We start from the raw sequence: 16080 nt of genomic DNA on the forward strand, positions 1-16080 counted from the left end.
CCCATGCACTAGAGGAGAGCCAACACATGTACCCAACCTACGGATACGCCGCCCGCGACGCCGCCTCGCCGCTCGCCCCGTTCGAATTCCAGCGCCGCGACCTGCGGGAACTCGACGTCCGTATCGACGTGCTGTTCTGCGGCGTGTGCCACTCCGACCTGCACCAGGCGCGCGACGAATGGCGCAACACGATTTTCCCGGTCGTGCCGGGCCACGAGATCGTCGGCCGCGTGGCCGAAGTCGGCAAGGGCGTCACGCAATACAAGGTGGGCGAACTCGTCGGCGTGGGCTGTCTCGTCGATTCGTGCCGCACCTGCCCGAGCTGCGCCGAAGGCCTCGAACAGTATTGCGAGAACGGCTGGGTCGGCACCTATAACGGCGCCGACCGCGTGAGCGGCGACATCACCTACGGCGGCTACTCCACGCAGCTGGTGGTGGACGAAGCGTTCGTGCTGCGCGTGCCCGAGAACCTCGATGCCGCCGCGGCCGCGCCGCTCCTGTGCGCGGGCATCACCACGTATTCGCCGCTGCGCACGTGGGGCGCGGGCCCCGGCAAGAAGGTCGGCATCGTGGGTCTCGGCGGCCTCGGCCACATGGGCGTGAAGCTCGCCCATGCGATGGGCGCGCATGTGGTGCTGTTCACCACGTCGCCCTCGAAGATCGAAGACGGCAAGCGCCTGGGCGCGGACGAAGTGGTGATATCGAAGGACCCGGAGCAGATGAAGGCGCACGCCAACAGCTTCGACCTGATCGTGAACACCGTGGCCGCGCAGCACGACCTCAACCCGCTCATCGAGCTGCTGCGCCGTGACGGCACGATGACACTGGTGGGCGCGCCCGAGCACGATCACCCGTCGCCGCAAGTGTTCAACCTGATCATGAAGCGCCGCCGTCTGGCGGGCTCGCTGATCGGCGGCATTGCAGAAACCCAGGAAATGCTGGACTTCTGCGGCAAGCATGGCATTACGTCGGATATCGAAATGATCAAGATGCAGGACATCAACAACGCCTATGAGCGCATGCTCAAGAGCGATGTGAAGTACCGCTTCGTGATCGACCTCGATTCGCTGCGCAAGTAACGCGCACGCCGCGCAGGCAACCAGCGCCGCGCATCCAGATGTAACACCCTGCCCCGCCGGGCCATCCGTTCCGGATGGCCCGCCAGCCCTTCCCCTTCGAGGCCTCCTTTTTTGGCCTCCCGTAGTCGAGCCGGCGCCCGCGTGCGCCGCCATCCAATCGTCATCGCCGTTTAACCGCTGAGCGTCGCTTTCCGCGAGACGCCGGCACCGCGAAGCGCATTCATCGCTACGCGGCTCACCCTTTTTCTGCAGCAGCGCGGATTTCGTTCAAGCCTCAAGCCCATTGTCAGGAGCTCGCCCGTGATCGACCGCATCCAGGCGATGCGCACGTTCGTACGCATCGTCGACACCAATAGTTTTACCAAAGCCGCGCAGTCACTCGATATGCCGCGCGCCAGCGCCACTACGGTGATGCAAAACCTCGAATCGCTGCTCGGCACGCAATTGCTCGTGCGCACGACGCGGCGCCTGTCGCTTACGCCCGAAGGCGCCGCGTACTACGAGCGCGCCTCGCAGATTCTCGCCGACATCGACGATGCCGAAGCGAGCGTGCGCCAGTCGCCCGGCGCGATCGGCGGCCGCTTGCGCGTGGAGATGCCGGGGCTCATTGCCAACGCGATCGTGCTGCCTGCGCTCGACGACTTCCACGCGCGCTATCCGCAGATCGACCTCGTGATCGGCGTGAGCCTGCGCAACGTCGATCTCGTCGGCGAGGGGGTAGATTGCAGCATCCAGCTCGGCGAGCTGCCCGACTCGGGACTCGCCGCGCGGCGCCTCGGCGTGCTGGAGCACGTGACCTGCGCGAGCCCCGCGTACCTCGAGCGGCACGGCGCGCCGCAAACGCTCGACGATCTCGCGCAGCATCCGGTCGTCAACTTCCTTTCACCGCTCACGGGCCGCCCGTTCGAGTTCGACTTCGAGGTGGACGGCAGTCCGACGAAGGTGAAGGTGGACGGGTTCGTGCATGTCTCCGACGAGTTCGCCTACCTCACGTGCGGTCTGCAGGGCTATGGTCTCATCCAGCCGCCGCTGCTCGCGGCGCAGCCGTACCTCGACAGCGGTGCGCTGCAAGAGGTCCTGCCGCAATGGAAGCCGCTGCCCACGCCGGTATCCGTGGCGTTCGTGAAGTCGCGCCAGCTGTCGCCGCGCGTGCGCGTGTTCGTCGACTGGCTCGCGGAGCTGTTCGAGGACGCGGGCGCGGTCAATCGCGATCTCTCGCGGGTGCGGCAGTTGTTGGGGGGGCTGCAGCCGGCGCACGCCTGAGCGTTTGAGGTTTTTGTAGCAAGGTCCGTGCTTTCGCCTTTCCTTGTTTTCGCGTCGGTATGCAGGCGTTGCCCCTGTGCGGGGCGGCACCCGCGTACAGACGCGAACACAAGAAAACGCGCAAAGCGCCAAAAATACAGCGTCCCGCACGCTAAAAGCGCGGCCGGCTAAGCGCCATACCCCGCCGGGCATGAAACCGCGCAACCGTCTCATAAGGCAGCCAGGCATCAGCCTGATACGGCGCGATGCCCGATGGATTGTGGAACCAGACGCCGCCGTCGCCACGTCCGTGCAGCAGGATCAGATGGCCGCCCTGGCCGGGATGCATCCGCTCGGGGTAGCGGATCTCGGGGCTCACGGAGACGATGGCGAGCGTTTCGGCATCGATGCGCGCGGCGCTCGCCGCGATGCCCTCGTCGGTCATCACCGCCACGCGCACGCCGAACGCGGCTTCCACCCATCCGGCGAACGGGCGGTAGATCAACCCGTCCACGCCGCCATCTTCACGCACGCGATACACGCCGTACCGCAACGCCTCTTCGAGCATCTGCGCGCGCGGCGCATGCGCGACGCCCCAATAGTCGAGCGCCGATTCGAGGCAGGTCAGGCCGCACAGGCGCTTGGCCCAGAAGCGGTAGGCGCCGGCCTCGGTGAAGCCGCTCGCCCGCCAGTGCGGGTCCTCGCACGGGTCGGCGCCACGCTCGACGATGGGCGCCACCCAGTCTGCACTGCCCCACTGGCTGTAATACGGCACGCCTTCATGCCGCCATGTCCCGCCGTTGCGCACGTCGTCCAAACGATACCCCTCGCGACAGTAAGGTTGATCTTCCGCGCGCGAGCGCACGGCGTTCAAAATCGTGCATCTTCGCAGCCACGCGTCTTCCCCGCAATGCCGCGAATATCGCAAGCCTGGTGTAAACGAAGCCGAATATACGCTTACATCCTCGTTATTCGGCGCCGCATTACATTTAGCTAAAATAGCGCCGTCGTTTGGCATTTTATGCGTTTAGAATATCGTGCTCCCGTGTGCGGCCCGCGCGAGGTCCGGTCAGACCGGCCTCACGGCGCCACGGCATGATCAATCAGAAACTGAATCCACGAATCCCTCCTTTGAGCAGTATGTCGAACGTTGCATACACAACCGACTCGGCCTCGGTGGCGGAGCGCGTACGCGAGCTGATGAGCCGTCACGGCATCGGCAAGCGTCAGCAAACGACCGAGCTGTGCCGGATTCTTGACCTGAGCTTTTCACAGGGGCACCGCAAGCTGCGCGGCAACAGCCCGTGGACGCTCGCGCAGATCAAGAAAGTGGCCGAAGCGTTCGGCGAACCGGCGGGCCAGTTGTTCGGCGCGCAGTTGCTCGACCCCGGCATGGTCGGGGCGAGCGCTCAGGAGGCGATGCTCTGCGTCAGCGCCGCCGAGCTGCCCTGCACCGCGTGGATCGGCGCACCGGTCGAGGCGGGCAGCCGCCCCGACTTCGTCGCCTACGAAAAGCAGGGCCAGTGGCGCGTGGTGCGCCCGGACGGCGCGCTCTACCAGAACGCGCGCGAAGTCCACAAGATCGAGATCTACCCGCGCCGCGCCGAGTCCGACAAGCCGCTCATCGCCGTCGTGGACGACGACCGCTCCTCCGCCGATAACCTGCGCGACTACCTCGAGCACAGCGGCTACACGGCGCTCGCGCTCTACGGCCTCGCGGCGTTCAACGAAGCGCTCGAAAACAACGTGTTCGACGGCGTGGTGATCGACTGGCTGTTCGGCAGCCAGACCGCCGCCGAGGCGATCCGCAGCGTGCGCGCCTCCGAGAACCCCGATGCGCCCATCTTCGTGCTCACCGGTGAACTGCTGACCGGCAAGGCCAGCGAGTCGGAGATCAGCCAGGTCGTGCGGCACTACAACGTGGCCTGCTACGAAAAGCCGGCGCGCATGGCGATTCTCGTCGCCGACCTTTCGAAGCGGCTCAATCGCGGCTAACGCCGCGCATTGTCCTCTCTGCCCACGCCCACGCCTTTCAGGCCGCCGCGCGCGGCGCGCTCAGCGCGCGCTGCAACGCCGCGCGCAGCACCTCGTAATGCACCGGCTTCGTGAGCCGGTCGAAGAACAGCGCGCCCTCGCCGCCCGTCTTGCCCACATTGTCCGGGAGCGCCGCGAGCCCCGCCACGTCGGCACTCACGGCGATCACACGCGGCTGCGCCAGCACGTCCTGCGCGGTTTCGAGCCCCGCCACGAAGTCGTAGCCGTCGCGGCCCGGCATGTGCAGGTCGAGCAGCACCACATCGCACGCCTCGTGCGCGAGCAGCGCGAGCGCGCTGTCGGCGTCGCCGGCCGCGAGCGCGCGGTAGCCCATGTGCGCGACCATCTCGCATAGCGAATCGCGCACGAGCGGGTTGTCGTCGACGACGAGCACCTGCGGCAGCGCCCGCGCGGGCAGCGCCGCTTCGGCCATGGCCGCGGGCACCGGCGGCTCCACTGGCGTGACGGGTATGCGCACCGTGAAGGTCGTGCCTTTGCCCACCCGGCTTTGCGTCTCGATCGTCCCGCCGAACAGTTCGACGAGGCCCCGCACGATCGCGAGCCCCATCCCCGCGCCCTCGTAGCGCCGTGAGCGCGACGTGTCGAGCTGCGTGAACTCCTTGAAGATGAGCGGAATCTGGTCCGCCGCCACGCCAGGTCCCGTATCGCCGACGACGATCACGAGCGTGTCGCCGCCAGCGGGCCTCAGCGCGCCTTCCTCATCCTGCGATGGCCGCGCGGACCGCGCGGGCGCCTGCAGCCAGAATTCGAGCCGCACCTTGCCGCGCTCCGTGTAGCGGATCGCGTTCGTGACCAGGTTGCCGGCGATCTGGCGAATACGATGCGGGTCGGCCACCACGCGCCGCTGCGGTCCCACCCACGCATGCTCGAACACGAGCCCGCGCGAGCGCGCCGCCTGCTCGTTCTCGTCGACGATCGACTGCAGCAGTTCGCGCGGCTCGAACTCTTCCTGGCGCAATTCGAGCTTGCCCGCGCCGAGACGCGCGTAGTCGGTGAGGTCCTTCATCTGCGCTTCGAGCTGGCGCGCGGCGGTTTCGAGGCGCTGGATCACCTTGCGGTCGGCTTCTGAATGCGAGTTGAAGCCGAGCAGCTCGATCGACGAGACGATCGCGTGCAGCGGCGTGCGCAGTTCGTGGCTGATCATGCCGAGGAAGGCGTCCTTCGCCATGCTCGCCTCGCGCGCGGCGCGGCTCGCCTGGTGCTCGGCTTCGAGCGCCGCGCGCTGCTGGTGCAGCAGACGCGTGCGCCGGTAGCCGTTCATCACGAGCAGCACGCCCGCCGCCGCCGAAAGCACGAGCAGCACAAGCCCTGAGGCAAACAGTTCCCGGCGTTTGGCGATGAAGTCGTGCCGGATCGCCTCGCGCTCGGTCACATCGGCGAAACGCCGGTTCAGCGCCAGGTCGGTGACCTGGGTCCAGTGCAGGTCGAGCGCCATGAGCATCGGCACCGCGCGTTCGGGGTTATCCGCGAGCGTGGCGATTTCAGCCTCGAACGGCGAGATCGTCGCGGCCAGAATGGCGAGATCGGCGTCCTGGCGCCGCTTGAGGCCGGAGGTCGAGTCGAGCGAGAGCGTCGAGCCCTTCATCACGTTGAGCTTCGACTGCAGCACCTCGTAGCGCAGCCGCACCTTGTCGAGATCGCGGTCGATGCCGTCCGCGAACATCAGCAACTGGCTCTCGAAGCGCGCGTAGGCGATCTGGAGCTGCGCGGCGTCCCAGTACAGGCCGTCGTAATTGCCCGTGATGCGCTGCACGACCTGCGGATTGAGCAGGTTCGCATAGAGCAGATAGCCGACCGCCACCACGGGCGGCGCGAGCGCCGCCATCCAGATGATCGCCTGCAGGAGACGTCGTAAGGGACGTTGTATCACCCGCTACTCACCGCTTGATCGTCATCGACTTGATCTGCCACGCGAACTTCGAGTCGCCGGCCGCGCCGTCGAGCTCGAGTGGATGCTGGTCGCGTGGATAGATCAGGAACAACGGGCCGAAATTGCTTACCTTCAGGCGCTGGCCGTTCATCTCATAGGCGACCACCACGCCATAGCGCGCGGCGTCGGCCACGGGCACCACGCAAGTGTAGTCGTCGAGCGTGTGGATCTCGATCTGGCTGCCGTAAGCGCCCACGGCCTTGAGCACGTCCGAAAGCAGCGGGCCCGTGAAGGTCGAGCGCGGCGTCCACGTCGTAGCCGTCGTGATCGAATGCGCGGGCAGCGCGAGCAGCTGCGCCTCGCTGAAGTGATACGCCGTGTGGGCCGCGTTGTTGGTCACGCGCACCTCGCCATCGACGTCGAGCGAGAGCGAACCCGTAGAACCCGCCGCCTGCGCCGAGGGTGCAAAAAGCGGAGCCGCGAGTGCGAACCCCGCCACGGCGGCCCAGCGCCGCCAGCCTGGCCATCCCATCCAATGCCACATCTTGCCCGAGCCCTTTCGCGCGATGATTCGCGTCGTTGTCGTGTGTCTTCGTGCGACGCTGCGCCGCTTTTTGCGGCAATGCGCCGTTTTTTCTGCTGCTTTCCCTCGATTTCCCGCGACCTCCGCCCGCCATGCCAGCAGGCGCTGGTGAGCATAGGCATAATATCGTCAAACATTGCACTGACAACAGCCGTCTTTTTCTCGTACACCGCTATCCGAAACGCGCGTTGCGCATTTGCCGCACAGTTGCCGATCACGCGCTTCGTCACCCATTTCACCCCATGGATAAACCTGTCGTTCCGCTCACCTACGAACAGCTCGATCACTGGGTCGAGTCGCTGCAACCGGCGCTGGTCGCGGAGGAATTCGACCTCGTGGTCGGCATCTTGCGCGGCGGCGCGCCGCTGGCGCTGATGGTTTCGCACGCAACGGGTGCGGGTGTCGCGTTCCTGCGCTATGACCGCACCACGCGCGAAGTGCGCTGGGACTCCACGTTGCCGCTGCCCGAACCGGGCTCGAAAGTGCTGCTCTGCGAGGACATCGCGGGGCGCGGCCATACGCTCGTGGACTGCATCGCGTTTCTGAGCGAGCACGGGCTCGTCGTGCGCACGCTCACCGGCGCCTACGACGACCTCAGCCGTTTGCGCCCCGATTATTCGATCGACGCAAGCGGCTATTTCGCGCTGTTCCCGTGGGAGCGCCAGGCCTACACCGACCGCTATCGCGCCGACTGGATCCGCGACGGCGAAGGCGAAGGCACGCGCATGGCCGACGACCACGAGTACGCCGTCTACGCCATCGATCTCGACGGTGTCCTGCTGCCCGACATCCCGATTGCGCGCTACGACGAAGACCTCGTCGCCGCGCTCGCCGAGCGCGATGAGCTGGTGCCGTTCGAGCGCCTGCCGGGCATCGACATCAAACGCACGCGCGCGATCATCACGGGGCGTCCGGAGATCGACCGCGAGCGCACGCTCGCGTGGCTCGAGCGCCACGGCTTCGGGCACCTCGAACTGATCATGCGTACGCCGGACGAGCACGACGACACGGCCGCGGCCGTGGCTGCGCACAAGGCCGCGGCGGCCATCCGCAGCGGCGTCACGCACTTCATCGAGAGCGATCCGGTGCAGGCCATCCTGATCGCCCAGAGCGCGCCGCTCCTGCGCGTGATCTGGTGGAACGCCCAGGCGCGCACGGGCACGCTGATCGGCGCCTCGGCCTGGAGCTGAGCGAGCAAGCGCTCAGACGCCGCTGCGCCGGCCCTCGATGAACCGCGCGGCGCGCGGCGACGCCACCACGATGAGCTTCAAGGCCGCGCGCGTAGCGCCGACAAAGAGCTTGCGCGCGGCGCGCTCGTCGAATGACTCGAAGTCCACCTCGGTCAGGATCACGCACGGCGCGGACTGGCCCTTGAAGCGGTAGATCGAATCGAGCAGCACGTCGCCCTCGCGGTACTGCGGATTGCCGAACAGGTCATATTGGCCCGTGAAACTGCGCAGCCGGTGCGGACCGAGCTGATCGAGCGCCGTGAACAGCGAATGCTCGCGGCCGCGATAGGAAAGCACGACGATGTCCTGCTTGCGAAAGCCGAGCGAAAGCGCCTGTGTAATCGCGCGTTTGGTCGCCAGAACCGCCCCGGGTTCTGCGCCGGGATCGGGTTCATGCTCGTCCCAGCTCGCTACCGTCACGTCCGAGCCGTCGAACGGACTCCCCGCCGCGAGCTGCGCGATGGCGGGCACGGTCGGTCCCGCGACGTCGCGCAGGAACGCGAGGATGTCGCGCGGGCTGCGGTAGTTCGTGTTCTCGCGCAGCACGGTCCAGCCCGCCAGCGCGAGCGGCTCGCGCACGTACAGGTTCTGCAGCGGATCTTCGAGCCACCACCATGCAGCGTCCGGCCGCAACAGGCGTTCGAGCGCGCCGACCCACGGCTGCTGGAAATCCTGTCCTTCGTCGACGATCAGCACATCGAACTGCCAGCGTTCGGCAACCGGCATCTCGCCGAAGCGTCGCACGAGGTCGTCGAACGCGCCGGGGCTCTCGAAGTCGGGCACGTGGCCGCCGTCACGCGCGACCCAGTCGCACAGCTGGTGATAGGTCGCCACCTTCGCCTCGGGCGGCGCGAGCTGCGCGATGTGGTCCGCGAGCGGCCGGTTGAAACACACGTAGAGCGGCCGCGCGCCGCGCGCCACCGCGTCCTTCATGACCTGCACGGCCAGTTGCGTCTTGCCCGAGCCCGCCGTGCCGATCACGCGCAGCCGGAACGGGGCGAATTCGAGCCGCCGCGCCCACGTGGCGAGGCCGCCCGCGAGCCGCGTGACGAGCGTGCCCGCCGCGCCGAGCAGCGCGCTGGTGTCGGGCGTGAGCGAAAGTTCGTCGGCGAGAAAGTGATGGATCTTGGCGGCGCACGGCAGGCGCGGCTCGTCGGCGGGCATGGCTTCGAGCACGATGGCGGCGAGTTGCGCCTTGCGCGTGGCGTCGACGATGCGCGCCGGGTTCACGCCCGCGATGGCGGGCTCGCGCACCACGTGGTCGGGGCAGTAGAACAGCTCTTCGAGCACATAGGTGCCCGCGCCGAAAGACGCCGTAAAGCGCCGGTGCAGCCCTTCGACCGTGCGCGCCAGCGCGATCGCCACGTTGCGCTCGGTTTGCATGTAGGCCTTGACGAGCCCGCCCGGCGTTTCGCGCAAAAAGCCCGTTTTCTGCTCGACGATCATCACGCGCCCGGCCGGGCTGACGATCACGAAATCGGCCTCGCCGAAGACCGAAAAGCCTTCGGAGAGTCGCGTCCAGTGCACGCCGTGATAGACGGTGTAGCCGTTCGGCAAACCGCGCGCGAGCGCGGCGAGCGTTTCGCGCTCGCGCGCGGCGGCGCCGGTGGCTTCGAGATGTTGCCAGTCGTCGGGAACAATGCGGGCCATGGGCGGGTCTCGGACGTGAGTTGGGGGTCGAGGCGGGACGGCCGCGCAGGAAAGCGAGGGAGCGGCGCCGCACGAATCGGGCGCGACAGCGGAACTCACAGCGCCGCGCAGCGCCTATTCTACGAAATGCCGGGCTGCGCAAAAAACCGCGCGAGAATCGTGTATCGTGGCGGCCTGCGCCAGGCTTGACCCTTTTTCCCCTTGCAAGGAGTACGCGCCAGATGATTACGATCTGGGGACGCGCCAATTCGGTGAATGTCCAGAAAGTCCTGTGGTGTTGCGATGAACTCGTGCTGCCGTTCCAGCGCATCGACGCGGGCGGCCCGTTCGGCCATCTCAACGAGCCTTCCTATCTCGCCATGAATCCGAACGGCAAGGTCCCGACGATCACCGACGGCACGTTCGTGCTGTGGGAGTCGAACGCGATCCTGCGGTATCTGGCGATGGAGTACGGCCCCTCGAGCCTGCTCTACCCGACCGACCCGAAGGTGCGCGCCGCGATCGAGCGCTGGCTCGACTGGTCGATCGGCACGCTCGCGCCCGCCGAGCGCCCGGTGTTCCTCGCGCTCGTGCGCACGCCGCCCGAAAAGCGCGACACGGCGAAGCTCGCGGCCGACTTCGATCAGCTGACCCCGCTTTGGCGGCTGCTCGACCACCATCTGCAAGGCCGCTTCTTCATGGAAAACGAGCGCTTCTCGCTCGCCGACATCGTGCTCGGCGCGTACGCGCGGCGCTGGTTCGGGCTCGAAGGCGTGGAGCGCGAGCCGCTGCCGAATATCGAGCGCTGGTATCAGCGCATCGCGCAGCGCCAGGGCTTCCGCAAGTACATCGATCTGCCGCTCACCTGAGCCGTCGCTCCATGGCGGCGCGGGCGGGCCGGCGGCGCGCCCCGTATAATCGCGAGCATGAAGACAGCAAAACCGTCCCCGGACGCCCCGGCCTTGCACAGCGACACGCACGGCGAGGCGCACGACCACGCGCACGATCACGGCCACGCCCACTCGCACGACCGCGTAGAGGGCGCTTCGGTCGAGTCCGCGCTCGCGATGGCCGAGGCCTATTGCCGCGAGCGCGGCGAAAAGCTCACGCCGATCCGCCGCAAGGTGCTGGAGTTGCTGCTCGCATCGGGACGCGCGACCAAGGCGTATTCCCTGCTCGACGAAATGCGCCAGATCCATCCGGGTTCGGCGCCGCCCACGGTTTACCGGGCGCTCGACTTCCTGCTGTCGGCGGGGCTCATCCACCGCATCGAGTCGATCAACGCGTTCGCCGTGTGCCACGACCTCACGCAGTGTCAGCACGGCATTCTCGTGGTGTGCCAGCAGTGCGGCAACGTCACCGAGTTGCACGAGCCCAAGCTGCGCCAGGCGTTGGTCGCGCAGATCGAGGCCGCGGGCTACCGGCTCGCCGGCGACGGCATCGAGCTCAAGGGTCTCTGCGCGCAATGCCAGGAGAGTCAAGCTAATCAGGATGACAAGGCTGCACAGGCGGCGGCCGCCGCCGCGCCCGAAGCCGCCGCGCAGTCCTCGTCCGTTAGCTGACCGTCTTCGCCCGCCGTTCAGCGCGGGCAACAGATCAGCCGCGCCGCATGTCGCGGCGCTTCAGTCCATCCGCACCCGCACCTTTGCCGCCGCGCTACGCGCGCGGCGTCACAGCGACTGGCGCGCGTCGATCGCGTCGCTCAGCAGCGTCACCAGTTCTTCCGGCCGGGCCGGCTTGGTCATGAAGTGCTGGAAACCTTCGCCGATGCTGCGCAAACGCCAGCTTTCGTCGGTATGGCCCGTGAGCGCGACCGCGACGGTCGGTGCGTGATCGCCGCGAATTTCGTAGTCGCGCAGACGCTGGATCAGGTAGAAGCCGTCCATGGCCGGCAGGTCGAGATCGCAGACCACGGCGTCGGGGTGCAGGCTCAGGGCCGCTTCGACGCCCGTTTCAGCGTCTTCGACCGCCACGACATGCGCACCCTCCGCCTCGAGCAGCGAAGTCAGTGACGCCCGGCTGTGCGGGTCGTCTTCGACGAGGACGATGGTCGTCCGGTCGAGCTTGTGTACTGCGTTCATTGTGTTTGCTTACATGCCTTTCTGTCTGTCAGGCCGAGTGCCGCGAGGCGACGAGCCCGGTGTCACGCCGGGCGTACGGCAACGCCGGCCGTCCTGATAAAGCAATCTTAATGCCGTCCGGTTCCTGCGCGCTGCGAGTGCGCCGATCCGCGCCGCGCACGATAGCCGCATCACAAGACAGCCCGATGACGGCCGCACTCATGCTTTGCCGCCCTGTTTTGCGTCCTGCTTCGAACCTTGTCGCGAAGCGGTGAGCCCCCAGGCTCTGCCGGTTTGCGCATAGGCTTCGAGTGCACGCTGGCGCGCCAGTTCGTGCTCGACGACAGGTTCTGGATAATTTTTGCCGAGGCGCACGGCCGCCGCCTCGAGTTGCTGCGCGCTGGCCTTCCAGGGCTGATGCATGAGCGCGTCGGGCAGGCCCGCCAGCTCTGGCACCCAGTGCCGCACATAGGCGCCGCGCGGGTCGAACTTCTGGCCCTGCAGCACCGGATTGAAGATGCGGAAGTACGGCGCGGCATCCACGCCCGAGCCCGCCACCCACTGCCAGTTGGCCGGGTTGCTGGCCGGGTCGGCGTCGACGAGCGTGTCCCAGAACCAGGACTCGCCCGCGCGCCAGTCAATCAGCAAATGCTTGCTCAGGAACGACGCCGCGACCATGCGCACGCGGTTGTGCATCCAGCCCGTGTGCCAAAGCTCGCGCATGCCGGCATCGACGAGCGGGTAGCCGGTCAGCCCGCGCTGCCACGCTTTCAGGCCAGCCGTGTCCTTGCGCCACGGCATGGCGTCGAAAGCGGGACGCAGGCTGCGCGTTGCCAGATCGGCGTAGTGAAAGCGCTGGTAGTGACAGAACTCCCGCCAGCCCAGCTCGCTCGCGAACTTTTCGGCGCTCGCGGCGCGGCGCGCCGATCCACGTCCGTGAGCGTGCTGCGCCGCCCTGAGCGCCGCCCAGACCTGGCGCGGCGAAATTGCGCCGACGGCGAGATACGGGGAGAGGCGGCTCGTGGCGGCGTCGCCGGGTTCGTCGCGCTCGCCGGCGTAGGCGTCGAGGTCGGTGGCGAGGAACGCGCGCAGACGCTCCAGCGCGGCTTCCTCACCCGCTGGCCAGGCCTCGCGCAAGCCGCCCGACCAGTCGGGCGCGCGTGGTGCGAGGCCGAGTGCGTCAAGTTTCGATGCGCGCTGGGTAAGACGTGCTGGCAGCGATTGAAAAATCATCCGTTCGGGCTCGCCTTCCGGCGGCGGCGGATCGCCCATGCGCAGGCAGGCGCGCCAGTAGGCGCTGAAGACTCGGAACGGCTCGCCGGACTGATTGAGCACCGTCCACGGCTCGTTGAGGAGCTGAGCGCTGAAGCTCTCGACGCTGACGCCGCGCTCGCGCAGCGAGGTTTTGAGGGCGCGATCGACCTCGCGTTGCGCCCCGCCGTAGCGGCGGTTCCAGTACACAGCTTGCGCGCCGGTTTCCGTGACGAGGGCGTCGAGCGTTGCCGCCTCGTCGCCCCGCAAGAGCAGCAGGCGGCCGCCGCGGGCGGCCAGCGCCGCTTCGAGCGAGCGCAGCGACGCATGACGCCACCAGCGCGCCGCACCGCCCTGCGGCCGCTCGCCCGAGGCGTGCGGATCGTGGATCCAGACGCAGATCAGCGGGAGGCCGCTCGCCGTGGCCTGCGCCAGCGCGGGCTGGTCGGCAAGCCGGAGATCGTCGCGAAACCAGACGATGGCGGGCGCTTGATTGGCACTAACGCGGGAAGAAACCGAAGAAGAAGGCAGACCGGACCTCGACCGGGAAACATTCGCGCGGCACAGCGCACGGGCCGTGCCGCAAAGGTCACGGAGCGTACCACGACGCACGGCGGCGATTAATCCGTATCAATGCCCGTATCGGCGCGTACGTCGACGCGACGAGGCCCCACGCCCTCGGTAATGAGCGCGACCGCATGGCGCGCGATCGCCTCGACGCCCACGTGAGGCTGCTGCGCGTCGCCGCGCCACATCTGGCTGGTGGCGAGCGGCAGCAGCGTGAGGCCCATCAGCGACTGGAACAGCAGCGAAGGCTCCAGCGCCGCATTGAGCCGGCCCTCGCGCTGCCAGCGCGCAATTGCCGTGTGGGCCGCTTCCTGGTGCTCGCGGCCGAGGCGCTCGAGCATGCGCTGGCGCAGCACGCCGCCCTCGCTGATGACGTCGCGCACCCACAGCGGCGGAAACCAGGGATTGCGCTGCCCCAACGCCACGAAGCGTTGCGCGAGCGCGGTGAGCGCCGCCACGGGATCGTCGGGATGCTCCGCGAAGATGTCGCCAAGCGCCTCGCGCAGCGGCACGAAACGCTCGTCGATCAGCACGTCGATCAGTTGATCGCGCGTCTTGAAGTAGTAGTGGACCATCGCGGGCGTCACGCCTGCCTCGCGCGCGATGGCGGCAAGCGACGTGTCGAGAATGCCCTGGCGCGCAAACAACGCAAGCGCCGCGTCGATCAGACGCGCACGCTGCTCCGCCCCGCCCGCGCCGCCACTCGGCCGGCCGGGACGGCGCGCGGCCGGCCGGCCTGATGTGCCGCCTGCGCTGTCGAGGGTGGTTTCTGGCACTTTCATGAATGTTTTATCGGGTAACGAATTGAATTTTGACCAACTGGAACAATTGTCCTAATATTAACCTCCGAATTAATTAATTTCAAGGCAGATGGACACGATGGAACCCAGCACGAAACACCCTGTGCCCGCTACGGCGGGGGCTGGCGCTCACTCGAAAGCGGCGGCGCAGCCGTCGGGCCCGGCGGCTGCCGATGCCGGCGGCCACCCGCGGGACGGCCACCCGCCGATCCGGCTGCTGTTTCCGGCGCTCCTGCTCGTCATGCTGCTGGCTGCGCTCGACCAGACCATCGTTTCGACGGCGCTGCCCACCATCGTCGGCGAGCTGGGCGGGCTCGACCGGCTCTCGTGGGTCGTCACGGCCTACCTGCTCACCTCGACGATCGTCGTGCCGCTCTACGGCAAGTTCGGCGACCTGTTCGGGCGCAAGATCGTGCTGCAGGCCGCCATCGTGATCTTCCTGATCGGTTCGGCGCTTTGCGGCGTGGCGCAGAACATGGAACAGCTCATCGTGCTGCGCGCCCTCCAGGGCATCGGCGGCGGGGGCCTGATGGTCGTGACGATGGCCGCCATCGGCGACGTGATCCCGCCCGCGCAGCGCGGCAAGTATCAGGGCATGTTCGGTGGCGTGTTCGGCATCGCCACGGTGATCGGGCCGCTGCTTGGCGGCTTTCTCGTCGAGCATCTGTCGTGGCGCTGGATTTTCTACATCAACCTGCCGCTCGGCGCGATCGCGCTCGTGGTGATCGGCGCGGTGTTCAAACCGCGCGCCGCACACGTGAAGCACGTGATCGACTACATGGGCGCGGGCTGGCTCGCCGCCGCCCTCACCTGCCTGATCCTCTTCACGAGCGAGGGCGGCTCGCTGCTGCCGTGGACTTCGCCCACGCTCTGGCTCACGCTGCTGCTCGGCATCGTCGCCGTGGCGGGCTTCATCCACGAGGAAAAGCACGCTGCCGAGCCCATCATCCCGCTCGAACTCTTTCGCGAGCGCACCTTCGTGCTCGCGAGCCTGATCGGCTTCATCGTGGGCGTATCGCTGTTCGGCTCGGTGACGTTCCTGCCGCTCTATCTGCAGGTGGTGAAGGGCTCGACGCCCTCGCAGGCCGGTATGCAGATGCTGCCGATGATGGGCGGCGTGCTCGTGATGTCGATCATCACAGGCCGCATCATCAGCAAGATCGGCAAGTACCGCATGTTCCCGATTGCGGGCACGGCGCTCGTGGCCGTGGCGATGATGCTGCTCGCGCGCCTGCGGATCGACACCCCCATTCACCTCATGTATCTCTACATGGGCCTGCTCGGCTGCGGCCTCGGCATGGTGATGCAGGTGCTGGTCCTCGCCGTGCAGAACGCTGTGGAGTTTCGCCACATGGGCGTGGCCACGTCGGGCGCGACGCTGTTCCGCTCGATTGGCGGCTCGGTGGGGGTGGCCGCGTTCGGCGCCGTGTTCTCGCATGGGCTGAACGCGCGGCTCGAAAAGGTGCTTACCGCCGGCGTGGAACTGCCGCAGCCGCTTACGCCCGACGTGATCCACCATCTGCCGCCCACGCTGCACGCGCAGTATCTCGACGCGTTCGCCGGCGCGCTGCACACGGTTTATCTCTCGGCTGCGGTCGTGGTGGTGTTCTCGTTCGCGCTGTCCTGGCTGCTGCGCGACGTGCCGCTGCGCAAGCAGCATTGAGCGCGTTTCCCTCGCTTTCTCCCTTCCAGCCAGCGGCTCCCCGCTGGCTTTT

The 16080-nt window shown here is 67.4% G+C and carries 14 protein-coding genes; 7 read left to right on the top strand and 7 right to left on the bottom strand.

Annotated elements, in window-relative coordinates; translation table 11 throughout:
• Positions 1-26: 26 nt before the first annotated feature.
• Both M3A49_RS13865 and M3A49_RS13870 read left to right on the top strand, forming a co-directional pair.
• A complete protein-coding gene (locus tag M3A49_RS13865) occupies positions 27-1079 on the top strand; it encodes an NAD(P)-dependent alcohol dehydrogenase (protein WP_266229150.1) in 1053 nt (350 codons plus the stop codon).
• Between the two features lie 300 nt (positions 1080-1379).
• Positions 1380-2342, top strand: a complete 963-nt coding sequence (locus tag M3A49_RS13870; protein ID WP_254357991.1) for a LysR family transcriptional regulator — start codon at positions 1380-1382, stop codon at positions 2340-2342.
• Positions 2343-2493: 151 nt separating this feature from the next.
• On the opposite strand, the gene M3A49_RS13875 is transcribed toward M3A49_RS13870, so the two are convergent.
• Positions 2494-3138 carry a C39 family peptidase gene (locus M3A49_RS13875; protein ID WP_254357079.1) on the bottom strand — a complete coding sequence of 215 codons (645 nt, stop codon included), beginning with the start codon at positions 3136-3138 and terminating at the stop codon, positions 2494-2496.
• A gap of 323 nt (positions 3139-3461) precedes the next feature.
• Here M3A49_RS13875 and M3A49_RS13880 point away from each other — a divergent pair, with 323 nt between their 5' ends.
• Positions 3462-4316 carry a helix-turn-helix domain-containing protein gene (locus M3A49_RS13880; RefSeq protein ID WP_028205599.1) on the top strand — a complete coding sequence of 285 codons (855 nt, stop codon included), beginning with the start codon at positions 3462-3464 and terminating at the stop codon, positions 4314-4316.
• Between the two features lie 37 nt (positions 4317-4353).
• Here the strand turns inward: M3A49_RS13880 and M3A49_RS13885 are convergent, their stop codons facing one another.
• Together M3A49_RS13885 and M3A49_RS13890 are read right to left on the bottom strand one after the other, a co-directional pair.
• On the bottom strand, positions 4354-6201 hold the full coding sequence (locus M3A49_RS13885) for a hybrid sensor histidine kinase/response regulator (protein ID WP_254357086.1): 1848 nt from the start codon (positions 6199-6201) through the stop codon (positions 4354-4356).
• A gap of 52 nt (positions 6202-6253) precedes the next feature.
• A complete protein-coding gene (locus M3A49_RS13890) occupies positions 6254-6778 on the bottom strand; it encodes a molybdopterin-dependent oxidoreductase (RefSeq protein ID WP_266229151.1) in 525 nt (174 codons plus the stop codon).
• Between the two features lie 293 nt (positions 6779-7071).
• On the opposite strand from M3A49_RS13890, the gene M3A49_RS13895 reads away from it, so the two are divergent.
• Positions 7072-8019 (top strand): phosphoribosyltransferase, encoded by a 948-nt coding sequence (locus M3A49_RS13895; protein WP_266229152.1) that lies wholly within the window; start codon positions 7072-7074, stop codon positions 8017-8019.
• A gap of 12 nt (positions 8020-8031) precedes the next feature.
• Here the strand turns inward: M3A49_RS13895 and M3A49_RS13900 are convergent, their stop codons facing one another.
• A complete protein-coding gene (locus M3A49_RS13900; RefSeq protein ID WP_266229153.1) occupies positions 8032-9708 on the bottom strand; it encodes an ATP-dependent helicase in 1677 nt (558 codons plus the stop codon).
• 221 nt (positions 9709-9929) lie between these two features.
• Between M3A49_RS13900 and M3A49_RS13905 the strand changes: the two genes are divergently transcribed.
• Both M3A49_RS13905 and M3A49_RS13910 read left to right on the top strand, forming a co-directional pair.
• Positions 9930-10556 carry a glutathione S-transferase family protein gene (locus tag M3A49_RS13905; protein WP_266229154.1) on the top strand — a complete coding sequence of 209 codons (627 nt, stop codon included), beginning with the start codon at positions 9930-9932 and terminating at the stop codon, positions 10554-10556.
• Positions 10557-10613: 57 nt separating this feature from the next.
• Positions 10614-11249, top strand: coding sequence for a Fur family transcriptional regulator (locus M3A49_RS13910; RefSeq protein ID WP_266229155.1), 636 nt, complete (start codon positions 10614-10616; stop codon positions 11247-11249).
• A gap of 108 nt (positions 11250-11357) precedes the next feature.
• On the opposite strand, the gene M3A49_RS13915 is transcribed toward M3A49_RS13910, so the two are convergent.
• The 3 genes from M3A49_RS13915 to M3A49_RS13925 all read right to left on the bottom strand — a co-directional run bounded on the left by M3A49_RS13915 (position 11358) and on the right by M3A49_RS13925 (position 14347).
• Positions 11358-11768: a response regulator gene (locus M3A49_RS13915; protein ID WP_028205606.1), complete on the bottom strand. Its 411-nt coding sequence runs from the start codon at positions 11766-11768 to the stop codon at positions 11358-11360.
• Positions 11769-11966: 198 nt separating this feature from the next.
• Positions 11967-13529, bottom strand: a complete 1563-nt coding sequence (locus M3A49_RS13920; RefSeq protein ID WP_266229195.1) for a cryptochrome/photolyase family protein — start codon at positions 13527-13529, stop codon at positions 11967-11969.
• An 89-nt stretch (positions 13530-13618) separates the two neighbouring features.
• Positions 13619-14347, bottom strand: coding sequence for a TetR/AcrR family transcriptional regulator (locus M3A49_RS13925; protein WP_266229156.1), 729 nt, complete (start codon positions 14345-14347; stop codon positions 13619-13621).
• A 97-nt stretch (positions 14348-14444) separates the two neighbouring features.
• Between M3A49_RS13925 and M3A49_RS13930 the strand changes: the two genes are divergently transcribed.
• Positions 14445-16028 (top strand): MDR family MFS transporter, encoded by a 1584-nt coding sequence (locus tag M3A49_RS13930; protein WP_266229157.1) that lies wholly within the window; start codon positions 14445-14447, stop codon positions 16026-16028.
• Positions 16029-16080: the final 52 nt, after the last annotated feature.

This window comes from Paraburkholderia sp. CNPSo 3076 (assembly GCF_026343935.1).
Taxonomy (GTDB): domain Bacteria; phylum Pseudomonadota; class Gammaproteobacteria; order Burkholderiales; family Burkholderiaceae; genus Paraburkholderia; species Paraburkholderia nodosa.

What these genes read in the sequence shown, in the direction of transcription:
- M3A49_RS13865 (WP_266229150.1), top strand. Translation starts at nt 27, where the DNA reads ATGTACCCAACCTACGGATACGCCGCCCGCGACGCCGCCTCGCCGCTC.
- M3A49_RS13890 (WP_266229151.1), bottom strand. Translation starts at nt 6,778, where the DNA reads ATGGGATGGCCAGGCTGGCGGCGCTGGGCCGCCGTGGCGGGGTTCGCA.
- M3A49_RS13910 (WP_266229155.1), top strand. Translation starts at nt 10,614, where the DNA reads ATGAAGACAGCAAAACCGTCCCCGGACGCCCCGGCCTTGCACAGCGAC.
- M3A49_RS13905 (WP_266229154.1), top strand. Translation starts at nt 9,930, where the DNA reads ATGATTACGATCTGGGGACGCGCCAATTCGGTGAATGTCCAGAAAGTC.
- M3A49_RS13930 (WP_266229157.1), top strand. Translation starts at nt 14,445, where the DNA reads ATGGAACCCAGCACGAAACACCCTGTGCCCGCTACGGCGGGGGCTGGC.
- M3A49_RS13900 (WP_266229153.1), bottom strand. Translation starts at nt 9,708, where the DNA reads ATGGCCCGCATTGTTCCCGACGACTGGCAACATCTCGAAGCCACCGGC.
- M3A49_RS13895 (WP_266229152.1), top strand. Translation starts at nt 7,072, where the DNA reads ATGGATAAACCTGTCGTTCCGCTCACCTACGAACAGCTCGATCACTGG.
- M3A49_RS13885 (WP_254357086.1), bottom strand. Translation starts at nt 6,201, where the DNA reads ATGGCGGCGCTCGCGCCGCCCGTGGTGGCGGTCGGCTATCTGCTCTAT.
- M3A49_RS13925 (WP_266229156.1), bottom strand. Translation starts at nt 14,347, where the DNA reads ATGAAAGTGCCAGAAACCACCCTCGACAGCGCAGGCGGCACATCAGGC.
- M3A49_RS13880 (WP_028205599.1), top strand. Translation starts at nt 3,462, where the DNA reads ATGTCGAACGTTGCATACACAACCGACTCGGCCTCGGTGGCGGAGCGC.
- M3A49_RS13915 (WP_028205606.1), bottom strand. Translation starts at nt 11,768, where the DNA reads ATGAACGCAGTACACAAGCTCGACCGGACGACCATCGTCCTCGTCGAA.